General features: G+C 35.8%; 22 protein-coding genes and 1 tRNA gene. 16 read left to right on the forward strand and 7 right to left on the reverse strand.

The genetic code is table 11. The features are described from left to right. Positions 1-102: 102 nt before the first annotated feature. Positions 103-192 (forward strand) — tRNA-Ser (locus tag ACFSAV_RS07820). Between the two features lie 360 nt (positions 193-552). On the opposite strand, the gene priC is transcribed toward ACFSAV_RS07820, so the two are convergent. From priC to gloA, 4 genes are all read right to left on the reverse strand, one after another. Then, complete coding sequence (priC, locus tag ACFSAV_RS07825) at positions 553-1,101, reverse strand: primosomal replication protein PriC (RefSeq protein ID WP_101776067.1); 549 nt, start codon at positions 1,099-1,101, stop codon at positions 553-555. Between the two features lie 44 nt (positions 1,102-1,145). Beyond that, a complete protein-coding gene (locus ACFSAV_RS07830; RefSeq protein ID WP_379098193.1) occupies positions 1,146-2,504 on the reverse strand; it encodes a Na+/H+ antiporter family protein in 1,359 nt (452 codons plus the stop codon). Between the two features lie 137 nt (positions 2,505-2,641). After that, on the reverse strand, positions 2,642-3,292 hold the full coding sequence (gene rnt, locus ACFSAV_RS07835) for a ribonuclease T (protein ID WP_101776069.1): 651 nt from the start codon (positions 3,290-3,292) through the stop codon (positions 2,642-2,644). Positions 3,293-3,371: 79 nt separating this feature from the next. Beyond that, positions 3,372-3,779 (reverse strand): lactoylglutathione lyase, encoded by a 408-nt coding sequence (gloA, locus tag ACFSAV_RS07840; RefSeq protein WP_379098196.1) that lies wholly within the window; start codon positions 3,777-3,779, stop codon positions 3,372-3,374. Positions 3,780-3,900: 121 nt separating this feature from the next. On the opposite strand from gloA, the gene ACFSAV_RS07845 reads away from it, so the two are divergent. Next, a complete protein-coding gene (locus tag ACFSAV_RS07845; RefSeq protein ID WP_379098199.1) occupies positions 3,901-6,375 on the forward strand; it encodes a GDYXXLXY domain-containing protein in 2,475 nt (824 codons plus the stop codon). A 46-nt stretch (positions 6,376-6,421) separates the two neighbouring features. Here the strand turns inward: ACFSAV_RS07845 and cmoA are convergent, their stop codons facing one another. Both cmoA and ACFSAV_RS07855 read right to left on the reverse strand, forming a co-directional pair. Then, positions 6,422-7,147, reverse strand: a complete 726-nt coding sequence (cmoA, locus tag ACFSAV_RS07850) for a carboxy-S-adenosyl-L-methionine synthase CmoA (protein ID WP_379098202.1) — start codon at positions 7,145-7,147, stop codon at positions 6,422-6,424. Positions 7,148-7,211: 64 nt separating this feature from the next. Then, positions 7,212-7,730: an isoprenylcysteine carboxyl methyltransferase family protein gene (locus tag ACFSAV_RS07855; RefSeq protein WP_379098204.1), complete on the reverse strand. Its 519-nt coding sequence runs from the start codon at positions 7,728-7,730 to the stop codon at positions 7,212-7,214. Between the two features lie 221 nt (positions 7,731-7,951). Here ACFSAV_RS07855 and aspS point away from each other — a divergent pair, with 221 nt between their 5' ends. The 8 genes from aspS to ruvB all read left to right on the forward strand — a co-directional run bounded on the left by aspS (position 7,952) and on the right by ruvB (position 14,751). Further along, positions 7,952-9,718 carry an aspartate--tRNA ligase gene (aspS, locus tag ACFSAV_RS07860; protein ID WP_379098207.1) on the forward strand — a complete coding sequence of 589 codons (1,767 nt, stop codon included), beginning with the start codon at positions 7,952-7,954 and terminating at the stop codon, positions 9,716-9,718. A gap of 135 nt (positions 9,719-9,853) precedes the next feature. Then, positions 9,854-10,633, forward strand: coding sequence for an RsiV family protein (locus ACFSAV_RS07865; protein WP_101776075.1), 780 nt, complete (start codon positions 9,854-9,856; stop codon positions 10,631-10,633). Between the two features lie 10 nt (positions 10,634-10,643). Beyond that, positions 10,644-11,096: a dihydroneopterin triphosphate diphosphatase gene (nudB, locus tag ACFSAV_RS07870; protein ID WP_379098480.1), complete on the forward strand. Its 453-nt coding sequence runs from the start codon at positions 10,644-10,646 to the stop codon at positions 11,094-11,096. Positions 11,097-11,144: 48 nt separating this feature from the next. Further along, positions 11,145-11,885, forward strand: a complete 741-nt coding sequence (locus tag ACFSAV_RS07875) for a YebC/PmpR family DNA-binding transcriptional regulator (RefSeq protein ID WP_379098211.1) — start codon at positions 11,145-11,147, stop codon at positions 11,883-11,885. Between the two features lie 88 nt (positions 11,886-11,973). After that, positions 11,974-12,399 (forward strand): hypothetical protein, encoded by a 426-nt coding sequence (locus tag ACFSAV_RS07880; protein WP_379098214.1) that lies wholly within the window; start codon positions 11,974-11,976, stop codon positions 12,397-12,399. Positions 12,400-12,473: 74 nt separating this feature from the next. Then, the gene (gene ruvC / locus ACFSAV_RS07885; protein ID WP_379098216.1) at positions 12,474-13,046 is read left to right on the forward strand and encodes a crossover junction endodeoxyribonuclease RuvC; all 573 of its coding nucleotides are present in this window, start codon (positions 12,474-12,476) and stop codon (positions 13,044-13,046) included. Positions 13,047-13,110: 64 nt separating this feature from the next. Then, positions 13,111-13,725, forward strand: a complete 615-nt coding sequence (ruvA, locus tag ACFSAV_RS07890; RefSeq protein ID WP_101776079.1) for a Holliday junction branch migration protein RuvA — start codon at positions 13,111-13,113, stop codon at positions 13,723-13,725. A gap of 18 nt (positions 13,726-13,743) precedes the next feature. Next, entirely contained in the window at positions 13,744-14,751 is a 1,008-nt protein-coding gene (gene ruvB, locus ACFSAV_RS07895) for a Holliday junction branch migration DNA helicase RuvB (protein WP_101776080.1), read from the forward strand. A gap of 54 nt (positions 14,752-14,805) precedes the next feature. Here ruvB and ACFSAV_RS07900 read toward each other — a convergent pair whose 3' ends face one another. Then, positions 14,806-15,135 carry a DUF5339 domain-containing protein gene (locus ACFSAV_RS07900; RefSeq protein WP_101776081.1) on the reverse strand — a complete coding sequence of 110 codons (330 nt, stop codon included), beginning with the start codon at positions 15,133-15,135 and terminating at the stop codon, positions 14,806-14,808. A gap of 458 nt (positions 15,136-15,593) precedes the next feature. Between ACFSAV_RS07900 and ACFSAV_RS07905 the strand changes: the two genes are divergently transcribed. The 6 genes from ACFSAV_RS07905 to tolQ all read left to right on the forward strand — a co-directional run bounded on the left by ACFSAV_RS07905 (position 15,594) and on the right by tolQ (position 19,963). Beyond that, positions 15,594-17,156 (forward strand): cytochrome ubiquinol oxidase subunit I, encoded by a 1,563-nt coding sequence (locus tag ACFSAV_RS07905; RefSeq protein WP_379098219.1) that lies wholly within the window; start codon positions 15,594-15,596, stop codon positions 17,154-17,156. Positions 17,157-17,170: 14 nt separating this feature from the next. After that, positions 17,171-18,307 carry a cytochrome d ubiquinol oxidase subunit II gene (cydB, locus tag ACFSAV_RS07910; RefSeq protein WP_101776083.1) on the forward strand — a complete coding sequence of 379 codons (1,137 nt, stop codon included), beginning with the start codon at positions 17,171-17,173 and terminating at the stop codon, positions 18,305-18,307. Between the two features lie 11 nt (positions 18,308-18,318). Beyond that, positions 18,319-18,417 carry a cytochrome bd oxidase small subunit, CydX/CbdX family gene (locus ACFSAV_RS07915; RefSeq protein ID WP_379098222.1) on the forward strand — a complete coding sequence of 33 codons (99 nt, stop codon included), beginning with the start codon at positions 18,319-18,321 and terminating at the stop codon, positions 18,415-18,417. A gap of 5 nt (positions 18,418-18,422) precedes the next feature. Next, positions 18,423-18,710, forward strand: coding sequence for a cyd operon protein YbgE (gene ybgE, locus ACFSAV_RS07920; RefSeq protein WP_379098225.1), 288 nt, complete (start codon positions 18,423-18,425; stop codon positions 18,708-18,710). A 133-nt stretch (positions 18,711-18,843) separates the two neighbouring features. Beyond that, complete coding sequence (gene ybgC / locus ACFSAV_RS07925; protein ID WP_101776086.1) at positions 18,844-19,248, forward strand: tol-pal system-associated acyl-CoA thioesterase; 405 nt, start codon at positions 18,844-18,846, stop codon at positions 19,246-19,248. 25 nt (positions 19,249-19,273) lie between these two features. Further along, complete coding sequence (gene tolQ / locus ACFSAV_RS07930; RefSeq protein WP_101776087.1) at positions 19,274-19,963, forward strand: protein TolQ; 690 nt, start codon at positions 19,274-19,276, stop codon at positions 19,961-19,963. The last annotated feature ends 70 nt before the right edge of the window (positions 19,964-20,033 follow it).

A 20,033-nucleotide genomic window follows, 5' to 3' on the forward strand; every position in this document is an offset into this window, starting at 1 on the left:
AATGTACGAGTTGTTCTAAATTAGAGCAATTGAATAAAAATCTTAATTTAATTGCTTGACTTAGAACAACAAAATCCGTATTATTCACCTCGCTTAAATCATGGAGGAATGGTCGAGTGGTTGAAGGCACCGGTCTTGAAAACCGGCGAGGGTTTACGCCCTCCGTGAGTTCGAATCTCACTTCCTCCGCCATCAAATTTTAGAAAACCGTAAGTTGATAAAACTTACGGTTTTTTATTGTCGACTAAATTTACTTCCCTGAAAGTGGATTTTTACTGCTAAGTTAACGGCTAATTACTTTTCTCTCCAAATTGGTTTTATTACCGTAGGAGGATTACTTTTTGCGATGTCTGAATGTGTAATAAATAGTACAGTGTACTTTTAACGTACGGTTGTTTCTTTTTTCTATTCTAGAGAGGATAAAGTACGGTCTGCTATGCGTATTTTTCGCTTGTTACGTTCATCTTGTAGAGCGTGATAAGTAAGCTTGTTAAGCTACTTAGCACAGATTAGGTCTTTCATATAATGCTTTTGGTAGGTACTATCCAAGAATTAGATTTGATTTTGTTTAAATACCAAATATTCCTCTAATACTTCAATTGCCATGAGACATTTTTCACGACGTTGTTTAGTGAAGGCGATTTTTTGGACTAAATAAGCTTTTTCATTGTGATCTTGTGCCTTACGTTTTTCATCCTCTTGTTGAGTAATTTTTTCGTTCAACGCTTGGAGGGCGGCATAATATTTTTCTAAGCGCTCGCGAGGTGGCAGTTGATGAATGTTTTGTGCAATTTGTCTTGTTTGTTTTGTTGGCGTGGTTTTAATTGGAATTGGATTTAATGCATCAGAAAGTGCAGCGCATTGAGATAATAGTTTTTCTGCAAAAAAAATGGCTAGATTGAGATCATTTTCCGTTACACCAGCAAGGTGTCTTAGTGTTTGTTGTATTTCTTGATAATAAAATGAGAAAGATTGACCATTTTCACTAAATAACTGAGGATCAAATTTAGTCTGTAATTTTTGCTCAGTACGTTGAGCATATTGTGTATACAGTTGATTTACTTTGTTTGTTAAAGATTGAAGTAGTTCTGTTTTGGTCATCGCATTTTTACATGAAAAATCCTCCCCAAGGGGAGGATTGTTTGTTAGAGATACATAGCTGCTAACCAGCCAAAAATAATGAGTGGGATGTTGTAGTGGATAAATGTTGGTACCACAGAATCCCAAATATGATCATGTTTACCATCAGCATTTAAACCAGAAGTTGGTCCTAACGTAGAATCAGATGCTGGTGAACCGGCATCACCTAATGCGGCAGCTACTCCAATGATGGATACTGTAGCAAGTGGTGAAAAGCCTAGCGATATGCATAGTGGTACGTAAATTGACGCAATAATTGGTACGGTTGAGAATGAAGAGCCGATACCCATAGTGATAAATAAACCAACTAATAGCATTAAAAATGCGGCCAATCCCTTGCTGTCAGCACCTAAACCTTGGCTGAAAGTTTGTACTAGGCTGGTTACTCCGCCCGTTGTATTAATCACGTTGGCAAAGCCAGAAGCCGCAATCATGACGAAACCAATCATTGCCATTAAACGTAAGCCTTGTTGGAAAATATCATTACTTTCTTTCAGTTTGAAAATACCACATACAGCAAAAATAACTAAGCCTGCTAAACCACCGATAATAGTTGAGCTAGTAAACAACTGTAATCCAAAAGTCACAATGATTGCAGCTAAGCTGGCTCCAACATGAAAGGGTTTGATATTGGCGATATGTGCTTCTATGTCAGCCGTACTGATTTCGCTGTGTGTGACGGCATATTCTCTTGGTTTACGATAGCTAATGAAAATGGCGGTAAGCAAGCCTAAAATCATACCAACAACAGGAACTGCCATTGCAAGTGATACTTCTGCAACAGAAGTCTGTAAACCTAGAGCTGCCCCAGCTTGGTTGATATTTTTGACTAATACACTCTCAATAAAGATTTTCCCGAAACCGACAGGTAATAACATATAAGTTGCCGTTAAACCAAATGTCAATACACAAGCCACTGCACGGCGATCAAGTTTTAATTTATTAAAGATTGCAAGTAGCGGTGGAATCACAATCGGAATGAATGCAATATGCACAGGTAATAAGTTTTGTGATGAAATAGCGAATAAAGCGAGTATAGCTAAAATAAAATATTTAAAACCTACCATTGAGCGACTGGTTGGTGTATTGCCTAATCGTTTGATTACTTTATAAGCTAATAAATCTGTAATGCCTGACTTGGAAATTGCAACAGCGAAAGCACCTAAGATAGCATAGTTCATTGCAACTTCGGCACCACCACCAAGTCCGTTAGTGAAGGTTTTAATTGTTTCGCTGATGCCAAGATTACCCGTTAAACCTGCTACTAATGCGGAAATAACCAGCGCAATGACTACGTTAATTCGCAACAGACTTAAAACAAGTAAAACGACAATAGAAATCACGACTGGATTTGTTATTAACATTGTGTTTGTCCTTTGGTTATTTTTTAGAAAGAATTTCTAAATTTACTAAAAAAAAATAATTTGTCTAGACTCGATTTAGCAAAATGGCAAAATTGATTTAGATTTTGCTAAAAAGAGCGGTCTGTTTTTAGAAAATTTTAAATTTGGTGTGGGAAGCCACCTAGACTTTTTAAGTGATTGACCATGTAGCAAAATAATTCGGCAGTACGTTCAGTATCATATAAAGCAGAATGTGCTTGTTTGCCATCAAAGGCAATTTTTGCGGTTTGGCACGCTTTTACTAATACAGTTTGCCCAAACATGAAACCGCTTAAGGTTGCGGTATCAAATAGTCCAAAAGGATGGAATGGGTTACGTTTTATACCAGTACGTTCAGCTGCTGCCATGAGGAAACTTTGGTCAAAGGCGGCATTGTGTGCAACAATAATTGCACGCTGGCATTCAGCTTCTTTTTGTCCTTTACGAACCATTCTAAATAATTCAGTGATAGCATGTGTTTCGCTGACAGCACCACGCAAAGGATCATGAATATCAATGCCATTGAATTGTAATGATTCTGGATTGATATTAGCACCTTCAAAAGGTTGAACATGGAAGTGGCATCGTTGATTTGGCATTAATAAACCATTTTCATCCATTTTTACCGTGATCGCAGCAAGCTCTAACAATGCATCTGTTTTAGCATTAAAGCCCGCAGTCTCGACATCAATAATTACCGGAAAATAACCGCGAAAACGATTTTTTAATAAATTATAATTAGTGGTTGATTCAGTTTGGATTTCTGTCACATTACTATCCTATATTCAAGTAAATAGCGTGGACAAAGCCACGCTATCAAAACTTTTCAAAAATTGACCGCACTTAAACTTAGTTACCTAAGCCTACTTGAGCACTCTTATTTTCAATAAATTCAATTTTATAACCATTAGGATCTTCAACAAAGGCAATCACTGTTTTACCACCTTTTACTGGACCTGGTTCACGTGTAATTTTGCCTCCAGCATTACGAACAGCTTCACAAGTCGCATAAATATCATCTACACCAATTGCAATATGCCCATAAGCTGTGCCTAGCTCATATTCTGTTACGCCCCAGTTATAGGTTAATTCTAATACAGAAGCCTTGCTCTCATCGTCATAACCTAGAAATGCAAGTGTGTATTTGTATTCTTCATTTTCACTCGTGCGTAGTAAACGCATACCTAATACATCTTGATAAAATTTGATTGAGCGTGCTAAATCAGTTACACGCAACATTGTGTGTAGAATGCGCATAAATTACTCCAAATTTGTGTTAACTAGTTAAAAAGTATGTAAAGTCGTTGTCAAAATTGAGTAAGATTATGCCATAATCGAGGTGAAAAATCATTATATTCTCAAGAATAAGGAAAAACAGATGCAACAGACGACATTGTTTAATTTATCTTGGCAGAAGTATTTAGCGCTGTTATTTGCATTATTAAGTGCAGGTTTCTTTTCAAGTGGCGTAATTACCTGGATTGCTGCAAATTGGGATTATTTTTCTAAATTTCAAAAGCTTTATGGTATTCAAGCTTTATTTTTTATTACTGTAGGCCTAGGGTTATTTTTTTATTATCGGGAAGTGAAAAAAGCCAATAGTTCAGCGCTTTTTTCACTGATTTTTTCGTTTTTATCACTTGTCTTTCTTGGAGGTTTATTTGCATTAATTGGGCAAACATACCAAACTGGGGCAGATCCTTGGGAGTTATTTGCTATTTGGTCATTATGCCAAATTCCATTTTTGATTTTATTTCCTAATATCGCAAGCGCGTTGTTATTCGCTACCACGTCAAATACAGCATTGATTTTAGCGGACCACATTGTTGGTAACAATTTAGATAGTCTTCTCATTGGGCTTAATTTAATCTTATTGGTGCTGTATGAATATTTTGGTGAAAAGCTAAAAGATACAAATTGGCGAGTGCTGCCAAAATTATTAATGCTGAGTTTAGTCGGATCTTTTTTATCCTTAATGTTTCGCAGTAATGCTGTCATCATTTCTTGGTTAATTGTTGCGGGCTTAATTTATTACTATAAAGAGCGTCGTTTTGATTTCCTCAATTTAATCATTTTATTTATCTATGCCATTATCAGTTTCCATGTGAAATTATTAGTAGAATCAGGCAATGATTTTTTCTCAGGTATATTTCTAGTCACTATATTGGCTTTTGCTTCAACAATCGGTGGGATTATCATTCTAACCAAATGGTTTAAAGCACATAATCCAATAGCTAAAAAAGTAACATGGCATATTTATCCTTTATTTATTTTATTAATCTTATTTTGTACGGGATTATTTTTAGCGACAGCCATTTTTACGTTTGAGTTATTAGATGATGAGCATGAGTTAATTTATCTCAGTTTCACATTGCTTATCATTACCAGCATAATGCATTTTAGCCAAAAAGAAGAGAATGAGTTGCTTTATATTGCCATTGATATGTTGTCAGCGATTGGTTTGATTATTTATTTTATTTTCTTTTTGTTTGAGGCGAAATCAGAAGCTTATTTTGCCTTAATGCTGATTATTTCTGTTTTTTTCTATGTACTACGTACTGCAAATTGGTTGCGTTTTCTTATTAGTGCTCTAGTCATTATCGCATTTCTCCATTATTTAGGTTTTTTTGAATTTGGTTGGTACATCGATGAAGGGAATTTACCGAATCAATTTGTGTTATCAACGCGGCAATGGCTGATGATATTGGGATTAGCACTTTACTATTACTGTGCAATCAATAGTGAAAGTAAAAGTGGAATTATCCTATTGCCGATCGCTTGGTCTACATTATTAATCGGTTTGAGCTTACCAAACTTGGATATTCTCAAAAATTGGGAATTCTTTGAGCCAGTGGCAGAGTTACCTGACATTAAAAGTTTATTTGATTGGTTTGATATCATTACGGTTTATTTTTTTACTCATTTTAATCGCGATGTTTGGTTACTAAAGAGTTTAACTTTCTTACTTTCGATTACACCAATTATCTTTTTTCTTTTACTCAGTAGACGTTTTGCATTAAGCAAAAAATTACAGACGATCTTATTTTTTGCTATTGTGTTGCTATGTTTAAGTTTTATTGCCGCAAATGAGACATTAGCTTGCATTGCATTATTGTTATTAGCTTATTTAAGTGTAAGTCGTATTTTATTTGTGGTTGCTGTATTTGGTGTAGTGATAAATTTAGCCGCTTATTATTATTTACTGACTATACCATTATTATATAAATCTTTTTTATTGATGCTGTTAAGTATTATTTGGTTATGTTTTACGTTAATTTTAATACGCCACATAAAAAGCCAAGAAATGGTTGAAGAACGAGCTGAAAGTGCGGTACCAAATCGTAAAACTTTGTTAATTAGAGTCATGTTGACAGCAATAACGGCATTAGCTATCGGTTTGACTACGAGTTATAGCATTCATAAATATGAAGATGTTTTAACTACTGGTGAATCTATTATTTTAAAAACAGCACCTGTTGATCCGCGTTCTTTAATGCAAGGGGATTACATGAGCTTGAATTATGAAATATTGCAAGATATTCGTAATGCATGGTATGAAGATCCTCCTGAAGGTGCCTCTTTTGTGTATGCGCTATTGAAACGTGATGAATTGGGGATAACTACGTTATGTCGTTTACAAAAAGATATACCCACAAACTTTGAAGGTTGTACACCAGATATTTATTTGCCAATTAACGTAGCACAATGGTGGCCTCGCTTACCAAGCCAAGATTACTTTTTCGCAGAAGGGAAAGGTGAATATTATGCTCAGGCTGAATATGCGGAATATCGTTTTAAAAATGGTAAAGCTTTGTTATTTCAATTATTAGATAAAAATTTAAATCCATTATAAGCGAAAAGGCGGTTTTCATACCGCCTTTCTTTTGTCGCAAATTGTGTTATTTCACTGCAATCATAGAGCCAAAATTGAAGCATTGGAACCATAATTCCACTTGATTGAATCCAGCCGCCGCTAATCGAGTTTTGTGTGTCAGAATACTGTCTGTACGCATCACATTTTCAAGTGCAGTACGTTTTTGGCTAACTTCTAATTCGCTGTATCCATTAGCACGTTTAAATTGGTGGTGTAAATCAATCAGTAAATTATCAATTTTCTCATCTTCAAAGCGGAATTTTTCGGATAATACTAATACACCATTTGGATTTAAACCCTGATAAATTTTTTCTAATAGTGCGCAACGATCTTCAGGAGGCAAAAATTGGAGTGTGAAATTTAAGATTACCATTGAGGCGTTTTCAATTTGAATATGACGAATATCATCGCAAAGAATGTCTACTGGTACGGTACTTTGGTAAGCATTAAGATGTTGGCGACAACGTTCTACCATTGGTAATGAGTTATCTACACCAATAATTTTAACGCCAGATTTGTCAATATGACGTCGTGCAGAAAGTGTAGCTGCACCGCGTGAACAGCCTAAATCATAGACATTACTATTAGCAGTGACAAAACGAGAAGCTAGCATGCCGATTGCAGTGATAATATTGGAATAACCTGGAATCGAGCGTTGAATCATATCTGGAAAAACTTCTGCTACACTTTCGTCAAAAGTGAAATCACCTAATTTAGCAATAGGCGCAGAAAAAAGCGTATCTTTAACCATAGTTTTTAAAATCCGATCAAAAGTGCGGTCATTTTAGAAGAAGTTTTATACTATCACAAATAAATTATTGGGTTTTAAACAAGTGGGTCATTGCGCTTTCTTCTTGCTTAATTCTGATGGCTAAAATTACTAAATAGATAGGTAAACCAATTATTGCTGTGTATTTAGCTTGACAAAATAGACACAAACCAATGAGTTCGGGAATAATGTTTAAGAAATAATTTGGATGGCGTATATATTTGAACAAAAAAGAACGATTGATTTTGTGTTCAGGCAGAATATAAATTTTGACGGTCCAAATTTCTTTTAATTCATAAATGACATAAAATAACATCGCAATTGCAAATATAAGTATCGCTAATCCGATTTGGGATACTGTATTCAATGTGATGCTGTTATAATTAGCTTCACTAATTGCAGCGAGATAAAACAACACATGTACAATAGATAATATAGTTGAATTACGTTTACCATATTGTATTGCACCTCTGGCTATAAGTGCTTTTTCATTACGAATTGAAATAGATAGGCTATAAAAACGAATGGCTAAAATAAGTACAAAAGTGAGATTGATAAATAACATACTGTCATCCTTAACTAGATTAAACTCCTATGAAGTGAGTCAATATAACAAAAATGAGTAGAAGGTGCATTAAAAGTCTGCAAATTTAATCGAAACCAAGCTTAGTTTTACTTATTTTTTTGCCATTTATCCTACAGAAATAATCTTTTTCTCTCTGTTCATTTTCCGCTATAATTGATTGCAATTTTTTCTCATAATTTATAAGACAAAGGATTTTTGAAATGATGCGTACACATTATTGCGGTAGCTTGAACCGTAGCAATATTAGTCAAGAAGTGACATTAAGTGGATGGGTTCATCGTCGCCGTGATTTAGGTGGATTAATTTTTATTGATATGCGTGATCGTGAAGGTATCGTGCAAGTTTGTTTTGACCCAAAATACCAAGAGGCATTGAGCCTAGCTGCAAGTTTACGTAATGAATTTTGTATTCAAATTAAAGGGGAAGTGATTGCCCGTCCAGATAATCAGATCAATAAGAATATGGCAACAGGTGAAGTAGAAGTATTAGCAAAATCGCTTTCTATTTATAATAGCTCAGAGCCATTACCTTTAGACTTTAACCAAAATAATACCGAAGAGCAGCGTTTAAAATATCGTTATTTGGATTTACGTCGCCCAGAAATGGCACAACGTTTAAAAACACGCGCAAAAATTACCAGTTTTGTTCGCCGTTTTATGGATGAGCATGGCTTTTTGGATATTGAAACGCCAATGTTAACTAAAGCAACGCCAGAAGGTGCACGTGACTATTTGGTCCCTAGTCGTGTACATAAAGGTAAATTTTATGCCTTACCTCAATCTCCACAATTATTTAAGCAATTGCTAATGATGTCAGGCTTTGATCGTTATTACCAAATTGTGAAATGCTTCCGTGATGAAGATTTACGTGCAGATCGCCAACCTGAATTTACCCAAATCGATGTAGAAACCTCTTTTTTAACCGCACCAGAAGTACGCGAAATCATGGAGAAAATGATTCATGGTTTGTGGTTAGATACTATTGGGGTTGATTTAGGTAAATTTCCAATCATGACTTTTTCTGAAGCAATGCGTCGTTTTGGTTCTGATAAACCTGATTTACGTAATCCATTAGAAATGGTGGATGTCGCAGATTTATTGCAAGATGTTGAGTTTAACGTATTCAATGGACCAGCTAATGATCCAAATGGTCGTATTGCTGCGATTAGAGTGCCAAATGGTGTTGAAATTACGCGTAAACAAATTGATGAGTATACTCAATTCGTGAGTATTTATGGTGCGAAAGGCTTAGCATGGCTAAAAGTGAATGATTTATCAGCTGGCATGGGAGGTGTGCAAAGTCCAATTGCTAAGTTTTTGTCTGAAGATGTGTTAAATGCAATTTTAGTGCGCGTCCAAGCGCAAAATGGAGATATTTTATTCTTCGGTGCTGATAACTATAAAGTCACTACAGATGCGATGGGAGCATTACGTTTGAAATTAGGTCGTGATCTAGGCTTGACTAAATTAGAGGAATGGCAACCATTATGGGTTATTGATTTCCCTATGTTTGAGCGTGATGATGAAGGTGGTTTGGCTGCAATGCACCATCCATTTACATCACCAAAAGATTTTAGTCCAGCACAACTAGAAGCAAATCCAACTCGTGCTGTAGCAAATGCTTATGACATGGTTATCAATGGTTATGAAGTCGGTGGCGGTTCTGTTCGTATTTTTGAGCCTAATATGCAACAAGCAGTATTTCGTATTTTAGGTATTAATGAGGAAGAGCAGCGTGAGAAGTTTGGTTTCTTACTTGATGCATTAAAATTTGGTACACCGCCACATGCAGGTTTAGCATTTGGTTTAGATCGCTTAACTATGCTGTTAACAGGTACGGAAAATATTCGTGATGTGATCGCTTTTCCGAAAACAACGGCAGCGGCGTGCTTAATGACAGATGCACCAAGCTTTGCTAATCCACAGGCACTTAATGAATTAGCTGTACAAGTTATTAAAGCAGAGTAATAGATTTAAAGTGCGGTCAGTTTTGACTGCACTTTTAAAGCGTACTGGTTAGATAAATAACATTTTTATGCTTTATCGGGTTTTTTAGGGATTCCATAAGATATTAGAGGGTGAAAATAATTTAAGGGATATTTTATGCGTAAAAGTATCTTATTGTTTATCACAGTTTTATTAAGTGCTTGTTTTGATAAGTTACCATTTGTCCATAAAGGCTCTCCTACTACTAATCAAGTTGTGGCGATCCAATCTGATTTTCATATTTTAGCACAACGTCTTCAATGTATTCATGCTGCGATTGAAGACGATTTAATTGAGGAGCATTGCGCAAGTTTAAGCTTGATCTCGCAAAAGACAAATTTAGAGTGGCTGAATCAGTTCTTAGATAGTCTCACATTAAGTGTATTAACTGAAACCAAATCATCTGAACAAGGTATCGAACAATTAGTACAGAAATGGTTCAACGATGTGTTACCTGAGTTGGAAATTAATCAAGGCTGGGACTATACGCGTGAAATTCATTTTATTGGACAACGTGGACGTTTAGCCACATTTTCTGTAATAACTAGTTATTACACAGGTGGTGCTTATGGTATGTATGATACTCAGTTTTTAAATATTGATTTAATAGATAAAGTTATCTATCAGCTGGATGACTTACTTATTTCATCAGATAAACTGCCAGCATTGACAAAATTATTACGCGATAAAAATATGATTCGTCTAAATGAATTAGGTATCACTGAAAATAGAGAGAATGATGAGTTACAAGCAACAAATAACTTTGTTTTTACTATTAATGGATTAGTTTTCCGTTATCCAGTTTATGCATTAGGTTCTTATGCAGAAGGGGAAATTGATTTAGTGTTACCTTACTCTCAATTAAAAGGCATTGTTAAGCCAGAATTATTACATTGATGCTATCGAAATGTATAAAAATCCAAATAGTGTTTTAGTTGTTGTTTATTGCCAAGCTTCACGCCGTGTATTAATGTTACAGCGTCAGGATGATCCGACATTTTGGCAATCAGTAACAGGCTCTTTAGAACCAGATGAATTGCCAATGCAAGCGGCACTTAGAGAAATAAAAGAAGAAATTGGTATTGATGTGATTGCTGAGGGGCTTTCCCTTTTTGATTGTAATGAGTGGGTAGAGTTTGAAATATTTCCACATTTTCGTTATAAATACGCACCGAATATTACGCATAGTATTGAACATTGGTTCTTATTAGCTTTACCTAACGAAAGAATACCAGTATTAACAGAACACACAGCGTTTCAATGGCTTTCTATATCTGAAGCTACTAAATTGACAAAGTCATGGAATAATAGTGCTTTGATTGAGAAATATTTATTCAAATTAAGTACAAACAATATGTGATAAGAATCATTGTACTTATTTTATTAAACTTTAAGAGGAAAATTAAAAATGGCAGGCCATAGTAAGTGGGCAAATATTAAGCATCGTAAGGCAGCGCAAGATGCGCAACGTGGTAAAATTTTTACAAAATTAATTCGTGAGTTAGTCACCGCAGCGAAATTAGGTGGTGGTGATGTTGGTGCTAATCCTCGTTTGCGTACGGCGGTAGATAAAGCCTTATCGAGTAATATGACGCGTGATACGATTAATCGAGCCATTGAGCGTGGTGTTGGTGGCGGTGATGATACCAATATGGAAACTAAAATTTATGAAGGTTATGGCCCCGGCGGTACAGCAGTAATGGTTGAGTGTTTAAGTGACAATGCGAATCGTACAATCTCACAGGTTCGACCAAGTTTTACTAAATGTGGTGGTAATTTGGGTACTGAAGGTTCAGTTGGCTACTTATTTAGTAAAAAAGGATTGATTTTAATTAGTTCTGGTGATGAAGACCTCATTATGGAAGCTGCAATTGATGCTGGTGCTGATGATGTTCAGCTGCAAGAAGATGGTAGCTTTGAAGTGTATACGGCATGGGAAGAATTAGGTGTGGTTCGTGATGCGATTGAATCTACCGGAATTAAAATTGTTAATGCTGAAGTGACAATGATTCCATCGACAACAGTTGAATTAGATGCGGAAAACGCCCCTAAGCTATTAAAGCTTATTGATATGCTAGAAGACTGCGATGATGTACAAAATGTATATCATAATGGTGAAATTAGCGATGAAGTTGCAGCAATGTTATAAATTTTGTATTAAATAAGAACTTATTTAATACGATTTTGTCGAAAAGATGCATAAATTATGCATTCAATCATTCATTTTAGGAGAATTTATGAAATTAACTAAACTTTTTGCAAGCTTAATGGTTGTTGGTGCATTAACAGCTTGCTCTCAAAATATGAGTTCAGATATGAAAATGGCAGAGAAAAAAGCGATGGAAATGAAAGCTTCTGAACCTGCTTTTGAGACTGCAGCATATTTTTGTGATGTAAGAGGCAAGAAAAATCAAGTGGTTTCTGTAACCTATGCTTTTGTTGGCGGAAAAGCAGACAGTGCAACAGTGAGTATTAACCGTAAAGTTGTGGGACATGAAATGAAACTTGATAGCTCATATCAAGATGGTGTTCGTTTCGTTGAAGGCAAAAAAGTTTGGTCATTAGATTATGGCTTTGCAGCTGAGACGGTAGGGACAACTGTACCAGTCATGTTCACTGACAACAACAAAATTTTAGCAAAAAATTGTCGTATCGCAAAATAAGTAGCAGTGATAGAGAGATAAAATAGAATGGGTTTACAGTAAAATGTAGATCCATTTATTTTTTGGGGAATCGGATGGCAATTATTTTAGGGATTGATCCCGGCTCACGAGTGACAGGTTATGGTGTAATTCGTCAAACAGGAAAGCAATTAGAATATTTAGGAAGTGGTGTAATTCGTACTTCTGTGCAAGATTTACCGACACGTTTGAAGCGTATTTATGGTGGAGTAAGTGAAATTATTACTCAATTTCAACCAGAAATATTTGCTATAGAAGACGTTTTTTTAGCTAAGAATGCTAATTCAGCATTGAAGTTAGGACAAGCACGTGGTGCTGCAATTGTTGCAGCCGTAAACCAAGATTTACCTGTTTTTGAATATGCGGCACGTTTAGTGAAACAAACTGTCGTGGGCATCGGTTCAGCAGATAAAATTCAAGTACAAGATATGGTGACGCGTATTTTAATGCTCTCAGAAAAGCCACAAGTGGATGCCGCTGATGCGCTAGCTATTGCAATTACACATGCACATTCGATGCAACATTCTTTGCATGTGGAAAGTGCTATACCAATTACTCAAACTCAGCAAAAATCGACCGCACTTTTACGTACAAGATATAGTCGCGGACGATTTCGCTTAAAAATTTAACTGGATATTCATCCAGTTTTATTTTATGCTATATTACATAGTGTAATATGTAAATGAGGAAATTATGATTGGTCATTTAACAGGGCGCATTGTCGAAAAACAGCCACCTGAAATTTTGTTAGATGTACAGGGAATAGGCTACGAATTGTTATTGCCGATGACCAGTTTTTATAATTTGCCGGAAATAGGACAACAAGTCGCATTATTTACTCATCTTGTTGTACGTGAAGATGCTCATTTGCTGTTCGGATTTTCGCAAAAAACTGACCGCACTTTATTTCGTGAGTTAATTAAGACCAATGGGGTGGGACCTAAACTTGCATTAGCGATTTTATCTGCAATGTCAGTGAATGAGTTTGCTTATGCGATTGAGCGTGAAGAGTTATCGAAATTGGTTAAAATTCCGGGTGTTGGCAAAAAAACAGCAGAGCGTTTGTTGGTTGAATTAAAAGGGAAGTTTAAAGATATTCAACAAAGTCACTTTTTTGTTGAAAGTAAGCATCTTCCAAGGCTTGAGAATGAGAACCATCAAGGTGAAGAACCAAGTAATGAAGCTGTTTCTGCATTAATTGCTTTAGGTTATAAGGCTTCAGAAGCAGAAAAAATGGTGAAGAAAGTGAATAAGCCAGAGCTATCTAGTGAACAGCTCATCCGTGAAGCGTTAAAAGCTTCATTATAATATTAATTTGATATAACTATGATTGAAGCAGACCGCATTATTAGTACAACCGCGAAATTAGACGAAGAATATATCGATCGAGCTATTCGTCCAAAATTATTAAACGACTATGTTGGACAACCACAAGTATGTGAGCAGATGGATATTTTTATTCAAGCTGCAAAATTGCGTCAAGACGCGCTTGATCATTTATTGATTTTTGGTCCGCCAGGATTAGGAAAAACGACTCTTGCTAATATTGTTGCTAATGAAATGGGCGTTAATATTAGAACAACCTCTGGACCAGTATTAGAGAAGGCAGGAGATTTGGCGGCAATGTTAACGAATTTAGAGCCGCATGATGTATTATTTATAGATGAAATTCATCGTTTGTCTCCAGCAATAGAAGAAGTACTTTATCCTGCAATGGAGGATTATCAATTAGATATTATGATTGGTGAAGGACCTGCTGCACGTTCAATCAAGTTGGATCTTCCGCCATTTACATTAATTGGGGCAACAACAAGGGCTGGCTCATTAACTTCGCCATTGCGCGATCGTTTTGGCATAGTACAACGCTTAGAATTTTATTCAGTAGAAGATTTAACTTCAATTGTTGCACGTAGTGCGCATTGTTTGAACTTAGATATCGCAGCTAATGCCTCTTATGAAATTGCTCGTCGTTCTCGTGGTACGCCGCGTATTGCTAATCGTTTATTAAGACGAGTACGTGATTTTGCTGATGTACGTAACGGTGGCACAATTTCAGAAGATGTTGCTAAAGCTGCGTTATTAATGTTGGATGTGGATGATGCAGGTTTTGACTATCTAGATCGTAAACTATTGCATGCCGTGATTGAGCGATTTGATGGTGGACCAGTTGGATTAGATAATCTTGCTGCAGCTATTGGTGAAGAACGGGATACTATCGAAGATGTATTAGAGCCTTATCTAATTCAGCAGGGCTTTTTACAACGGACACCAAGAGGACGTATGGCGACATCTCGAACTTATCTACATTTTGGATTAGAAAAGATAGTTGGCTAGGGAAGATTTGTGGAAAAAAAGCTTATTAATCAAAAATTAATAAGCTTTTTTATTTTAGTTCTCTTGCTGTTTTAAATGATTTAATTTTGCTAAAGCAAAGTCACAACTTTTAATTTGAGTAGCTAATTCCATTTCAAGAATTTGTTGTTTACTTTGATTTAATTTACTTTTGATTTTACCTACTTGTGTATGTGTACCTGGTTGCTTTTCTGCTTCAGCAATAAGATTTTCAGTTTCCTTGAAAAGTTTTTCACATTGTTGTGGTACTGCGGCATTGGTATTTGTTTTAATTTCTTCTGTTTTTGCCGTCGCATAAGAAGGGGATGCAATCAACGCGGTAGCCGCAAAAAGTGCGGTCAAAATTAAGCGAAAATTTCGTTTCATTGTAATTCCTTTGAATTCCTTTGTTCTAAGACAATTAAAGCGTTTGACAAAGTAGCAAAATCTATAATAGATGTCTAGCCTTTTGTTGTTTTTTTATCCAAACTGTGATTTTTCCCTCACTAATCGTTGCTAAAATGTTAATAAAATTTATAATTTGACCTGTATCAATCAATAGAGTTCTGCTTATTCTGTGTTGTTTTTGATTTAAGTATAAAAATGTGATCAATGTGACATTTTTTTGTATTTTTTATCCTTATATTTAGTAGTAGAATAGATACCGAAGTTGGGTTACCTATATAATGATGCACTATCGTCTGTAAAAATTATGTCATATTTTTGTTTTATAGTAATGATTGTGAAGGTAATTCAAGAGGTCTACTTAGGGAATTTCTTTAAGTATTGGGGTGATTACTCTGTAATCATATTGTGAGGTCTTGTAGCATTTACAAGGAGCTGAGATGTTGGACGTTGTTGAACTCTCTCGATTGCAGTTTGCATTAACTGCGTTATATCACTTTTTGTTTGTGCCATTAACACTTGGATTATCTTTTATCTTTGTGATTATGGAAACGCTCTATGTAGCCACAGGCAAAGAAGTTTATAAAGATATGACTAAATTTTGGGGTAAGTTATTTGGTATTAACTTTGCTCTCGGTGTAACAACTGGTATTACAATGGAATTCCAGTTTGGTACTAACTGGTCATATTATTCTCATTATGTGGGCGATATTTTTGGTGCGCCTCTCGCTATTGAAGCATTATTAGCATTCTTCCTAGAATCAACATTTGTTGGTTTATTCTTCTTTGGATGGGATAGATTATCAAAAGCTAAGCACTTATTAGCAACATATTGTGTTGCTTTTGGTTCAAACTTATCAGCAATGTGGATTTTAGTTGCAAATGGTTGGATGCAATATCCAGTCGCTTCAGAATTTAATTTTGAAACAATGCGAATGGAAATGACCAGCTTTATGGATTTATGGTTAAATCCAGTTGCGCAAAGTAAATTCTTACATACATTATCGGCTGGCTATGTAAGTGGTGCAATGTTCGTTTTAGGCATTAGCGCATATTACATTTTGAAAGGTCGTGATTTAGGCTTTGCTAAACGTTCATTCTCAGTTGCTGCGACATTTGGTTTTATTTCAGTGATTTCTGTATTAATTATGGGGGATGAATCTGGTTATGAAATTGGTCAAACTCAACCAGTAAAATTAGCTGCAATGGAAGGTGAGTGGCATACACAACCTGCACCAGCTGCTTGGAATATGATTGTGATGCCAAATCAAGCAGAAAAACGTAATGATTTTGCTATCCAAATTCCTTATGCTGCAGGAATTATTGTAACACGTTCTTTAGACAAGCAATTTGCAGGTCTTGCAGATTTAGAAGCATTGAATGTAGAGCGCGTACGTAATGGTATGCAAGCTTATGACTTGTTACAACAATTACAAGCACAGAAAAAAGCAGGTCAGGTAAGTGAAGAAACAAAAACACAATTTAGCACAGTCTCAAAAGATCTTGGTTTTGGTTTATTATTAAAACGTTATACTGACAAAATTGTTGATGCAACCGAAGAACAAATTAAGCAAGCAGCAGCAGATACAATTCCAAATGTTGGTCCAACATTCTGGTCTTTCCGTGTGATGATGGCAGCAGGTGGATTACTATTGCTTCTTCTTGTCGGCGCATTTGTTCAAAATGTACGTAAAACAGTGGGAACAAAGCCTTGGTTCTTAAAAGCACTTTTATGGAGTATACCATTACCATGGATTGCAATTGAGAGCGGTTGGTTCTTAGCAGAATATGGTCGTCAACCTTGGGCGATTTATGAAGTGTTACCAGTTGGTGTAGCAGCCTCTGATCTAACTACAGGTGATCTATGGTTATCTATCGGTTTAATCTGTGCACTTTATACCTTATTCCTTGTTGCAGAAATGTATTTAATGTTTAAATACGGTAGATTAGGTCCAAGTTCATTAAAAACTGGTCGCTACTATTTTGAACAGTCATCTAAATAAGCAGGAGCCTGATTATGATTGATTATGAAATTCTACGTTTTGTTTGGTGGATCTTGATCGGTGTATTGCTTATCGGTTTTGCAGTAACTGACGGTTTTGACATGGGAGTGCTCAACTTGTTGCCTTTTGCGGGTAAAAAAGAAGTTGAAAAACGCATTATGATTAACTCAATTGCGCCGCACTGGGATGGTAACCAAGTTTGGTTATTAACTGCGGGTGGTGCAATGTTTGCCGCATGGCCAATTGTTTATGCAACGTCATTTTCTGGTTTCTATATCGCTATGATTTTGGTGCTAGCAGCGTTATTCTTCCGCCCAGTGGGTTTAGAGTATCGCGCTAAAATTGATAATCCAACATGGCGTACCTTGTGGGACTGGGGACTATTTATTGGTGGTTTTGTTCCTTCATTAGTATTTGGTGTTGCATTCGGTAACTTATTACAAGGTGTGCCATTTGAGTTTAATGAATTATTACAAGTGAAATATACGGGGTCATTCTTCGCATTGTTAAATCCATTTGCATTACTATGCGGCTTAGTCAGCTTGGCTATGCTAACAACGCAAGGTAGTGCATGGTTACAAATGAAAACAACCAGTGAATTACGTGAACGTGCTCGTATGATTACACAAGTAGGTGCATTTGCAACTTTAATCACTTTTGTACTTGCTGGTGTATGGTTATATTTCAAAGATGGTTTTGTGGTGACTTCTGTGATTGATCATCATGCACAATCAACACCATTTGGCAAAACCGTTGTGATTGAAACTGGTGCTTGGTTCAATAACTATAAAGAGATGCCTCTTTTATGGATTTTCCCATTACTTGCTGTTGGCGGAGCATTATTGAATATCTTAGCGTCTAAAGCGAATCGTTCTGGTTTTGCATTCTTGTTCTCATCATTAACAATGGCTGGTATTATTTTAACTGCAGGAATTGCAATGTTCCCATTCGTAATGCCATCAATCACTCATCCAGAGTTAAGTTTGTTAATGTGGGATTCAACATCAAGTAAATTGACATTGACATTAATGTTAGGCTTTGCTCTAGTGTTTGTTGTTATCTTACTTGCATACACAATTTGGGCATATTGGAAAATGTTTGGTCGACTTGATAGTGAATTTATCGAGCAAAACAAAAACTCATTATACTAAGGAGAAATATCATGTTTTATGTCATTTGGGTATTGGGTGTTTTGTTAGCAGTAATGTTAGCTGCAATGATTACTATCAGTATTGAAAAAACAGGCAAATTTGATGAGTAATCTCAATGATTAGTTCACTATATCAAATCTTTAATAAGGGTTCGTTAAGAACCCTTTCATTTATACTTGCCATTTCGATTACGCTATGCTTTTTCTTGAATATTCACGATTTCTCAACTAATTTACGTAGTGCTCCAATTACTTTAGTATTATTGAGTATATGGGGAACAGGGATTGTTTGGATTCATGGCATTGGCTTTGAAATTCGTTCAACTATTTGGCAGCTAGTTTTTTCGCCATTATTAGGCTATATTGCAGTGATTCTTGCATTTTGTGTTAGTTGGTTAATGTAATTGAATTACTTGTCCCTAAAACAAAATATCCTATGATAATGGCTTTGGGGACTTGCTTATCATTCATACAAGCTCTAAAATACGCCACCGATTTGTGATGACCAGATTTTTATAACCGAAAGGAATAGCAATTATGCTAGAAAACGTATTTAATTTTCCTATTCGCGTCTATTATGAAGATACTGATGCAGGTGGTGTTGTGTATCATGCTCGTTATTTACATTTCTTTGAGCGAGCAAGAACAGAGTATTTACGTAATTTAAATTTTTCTCAGCAGACTTTATTAAATGAACGACAGCTTGCTTTTGTTGTCAAAACAATGAATATTGATTATTGTTTTCCTGCAAAATTAGATGATTTGTTAATAGTAGAAACAGTAATGACGGGAGTAAAAGGAGCTTCTATCTTCTTTACTCAAAAATTAAAGAAAAATGAACTGATTTTATGCGAGGCTACTGTAAAAGTAGCCTGTGTTGATCTTGGAAAAATGAAACCAGTGGCTATTCCAGTAGCAGTGAAAACAGCCTTGGTGAGTTAGCTATAAAACCTTCTTGGAGTATGTGATGACTGCAGATTTGAACTTTTTAGAATTATTTCTAAAAGCGAGCATCGTTGTTCAACTTGTTATTGTAATTTTAATTATTTTTTCCATCATGTCGTGGGCGATTATTATTCAACGTAGTCGCATTTTAACGAAAGCTCTGAAAGATTCTGCTGCGTTTGAAGATCGTTTTTGGTCAGGTGAAGATCTGAATCGCTTGTTTGATGGTTTAGAAAACCGCCGCGATGGACTTAGTGGTAGTGAACAAATTTTTTATGTTGGTTTCAAAGAGTTTTCACGTTTAAAACAAGCTAATCCGAATGCGCCAGAAGCTATTATTCAAGGTAGCTCACGTGCCATGAATCTTGCAATGAATCGTGAAGTAGAAGAACTGGAAACACGCGTTCCATTCTTAGCTACAGTTGCATCAATTAGTCCATATATTGGTTTATTTGGTACAGTATGGGGAATTATGCATGCATTTATGGCATTAAGTGGTGCTAAACAAGCTACTTTACAGATGGTTGCCCCAGGTATTGCTGAAGCATTGATTGCAACTGCTATTGGTTTATTTGCAGCAATTCCAGCGGTAATGGCTTATAACCGTTTGAGTTTACGTGTGAGTAAATTAGAACAGAATTATGGCAATTTTATTGATGAGTTTACAACTATTCTGCACCGCCAAGCTTTTGGTAAGAATGGTACACATTAATTAAATTATTAACTTTTAGACCGCACTTTGATATTTACTGTAAAGTGCGGTCGATTTTCAAAAAGTTTTA

Origin of the sequence: Pasteurella oralis (assembly GCF_042681465.1) — a bacterium.
GTDB classification, from domain to species: domain Bacteria; phylum Pseudomonadota; class Gammaproteobacteria; order Enterobacterales; family Pasteurellaceae; genus Pasteurella; species Pasteurella oralis.

What these genes read in the sequence shown, in the direction of transcription:
- priC (WP_101776067.1), bottom strand. Translation starts at nt 1,101, where the DNA reads ATGACCAAAACAGAACTACTTCAATCTTTAACAAACAAAGTAAATCAA.
- ACFSAV_RS07830 (WP_379098193.1), bottom strand. Translation starts at nt 2,504, where the DNA reads ATGTTAATAACAAATCCAGTCGTGATTTCTATTGTCGTTTTACTTGTT.
- gloA (WP_379098196.1), bottom strand. Translation starts at nt 3,779, where the DNA reads ATGCGCATTCTACACACAATGTTGCGTGTAACTGATTTAGCACGCTCA.
- ACFSAV_RS07845 (WP_379098199.1), top strand. Translation starts at nt 3,901, where the DNA reads ATGCAACAGACGACATTGTTTAATTTATCTTGGCAGAAGTATTTAGCG.
- cmoA (WP_379098202.1), bottom strand. Translation starts at nt 7,147, where the DNA reads ATGGTTAAAGATACGCTTTTTTCTGCGCCTATTGCTAAATTAGGTGAT.
- ACFSAV_RS07855 (WP_379098204.1), bottom strand. Translation starts at nt 7,730, where the DNA reads ATGTTATTTATCAATCTCACTTTTGTACTTATTTTAGCCATTCGTTTT.
- aspS (WP_379098207.1), top strand. Translation starts at nt 7,952, where the DNA reads ATGATGCGTACACATTATTGCGGTAGCTTGAACCGTAGCAATATTAGT.
- ACFSAV_RS07865 (WP_101776075.1), top strand. Translation starts at nt 9,854, where the DNA reads ATGCGTAAAAGTATCTTATTGTTTATCACAGTTTTATTAAGTGCTTGT.
- nudB (WP_379098480.1), top strand. Translation starts at nt 10,644, where the DNA reads ATGTATAAAAATCCAAATAGTGTTTTAGTTGTTGTTTATTGCCAAGCT.
- ACFSAV_RS07875 (WP_379098211.1), top strand. Translation starts at nt 11,145, where the DNA reads ATGGCAGGCCATAGTAAGTGGGCAAATATTAAGCATCGTAAGGCAGCG.
- ACFSAV_RS07880 (WP_379098214.1), top strand. Translation starts at nt 11,974, where the DNA reads ATGAAATTAACTAAACTTTTTGCAAGCTTAATGGTTGTTGGTGCATTA.
- ruvC (WP_379098216.1), top strand. Translation starts at nt 12,474, where the DNA reads ATGGCAATTATTTTAGGGATTGATCCCGGCTCACGAGTGACAGGTTAT.
- ruvA (WP_101776079.1), top strand. Translation starts at nt 13,111, where the DNA reads ATGATTGGTCATTTAACAGGGCGCATTGTCGAAAAACAGCCACCTGAA.
- ruvB (WP_101776080.1), top strand. Translation starts at nt 13,744, where the DNA reads ATGATTGAAGCAGACCGCATTATTAGTACAACCGCGAAATTAGACGAA.
- ACFSAV_RS07900 (WP_101776081.1), bottom strand. Translation starts at nt 15,135, where the DNA reads ATGAAACGAAATTTTCGCTTAATTTTGACCGCACTTTTTGCGGCTACC.
- ACFSAV_RS07905 (WP_379098219.1), top strand. Translation starts at nt 15,594, where the DNA reads ATGTTGGACGTTGTTGAACTCTCTCGATTGCAGTTTGCATTAACTGCG.
- cydB (WP_101776083.1), top strand. Translation starts at nt 17,171, where the DNA reads ATGATTGATTATGAAATTCTACGTTTTGTTTGGTGGATCTTGATCGGT.
- ACFSAV_RS07915 (WP_379098222.1), top strand. Translation starts at nt 18,319, where the DNA reads ATGTTTTATGTCATTTGGGTATTGGGTGTTTTGTTAGCAGTAATGTTA.
- ybgE (WP_379098225.1), top strand. Translation starts at nt 18,423, where the DNA reads ATGATTAGTTCACTATATCAAATCTTTAATAAGGGTTCGTTAAGAACC.
- ybgC (WP_101776086.1), top strand. Translation starts at nt 18,844, where the DNA reads ATGCTAGAAAACGTATTTAATTTTCCTATTCGCGTCTATTATGAAGAT.
- tolQ (WP_101776087.1), top strand. Translation starts at nt 19,274, where the DNA reads ATGACTGCAGATTTGAACTTTTTAGAATTATTTCTAAAAGCGAGCATC.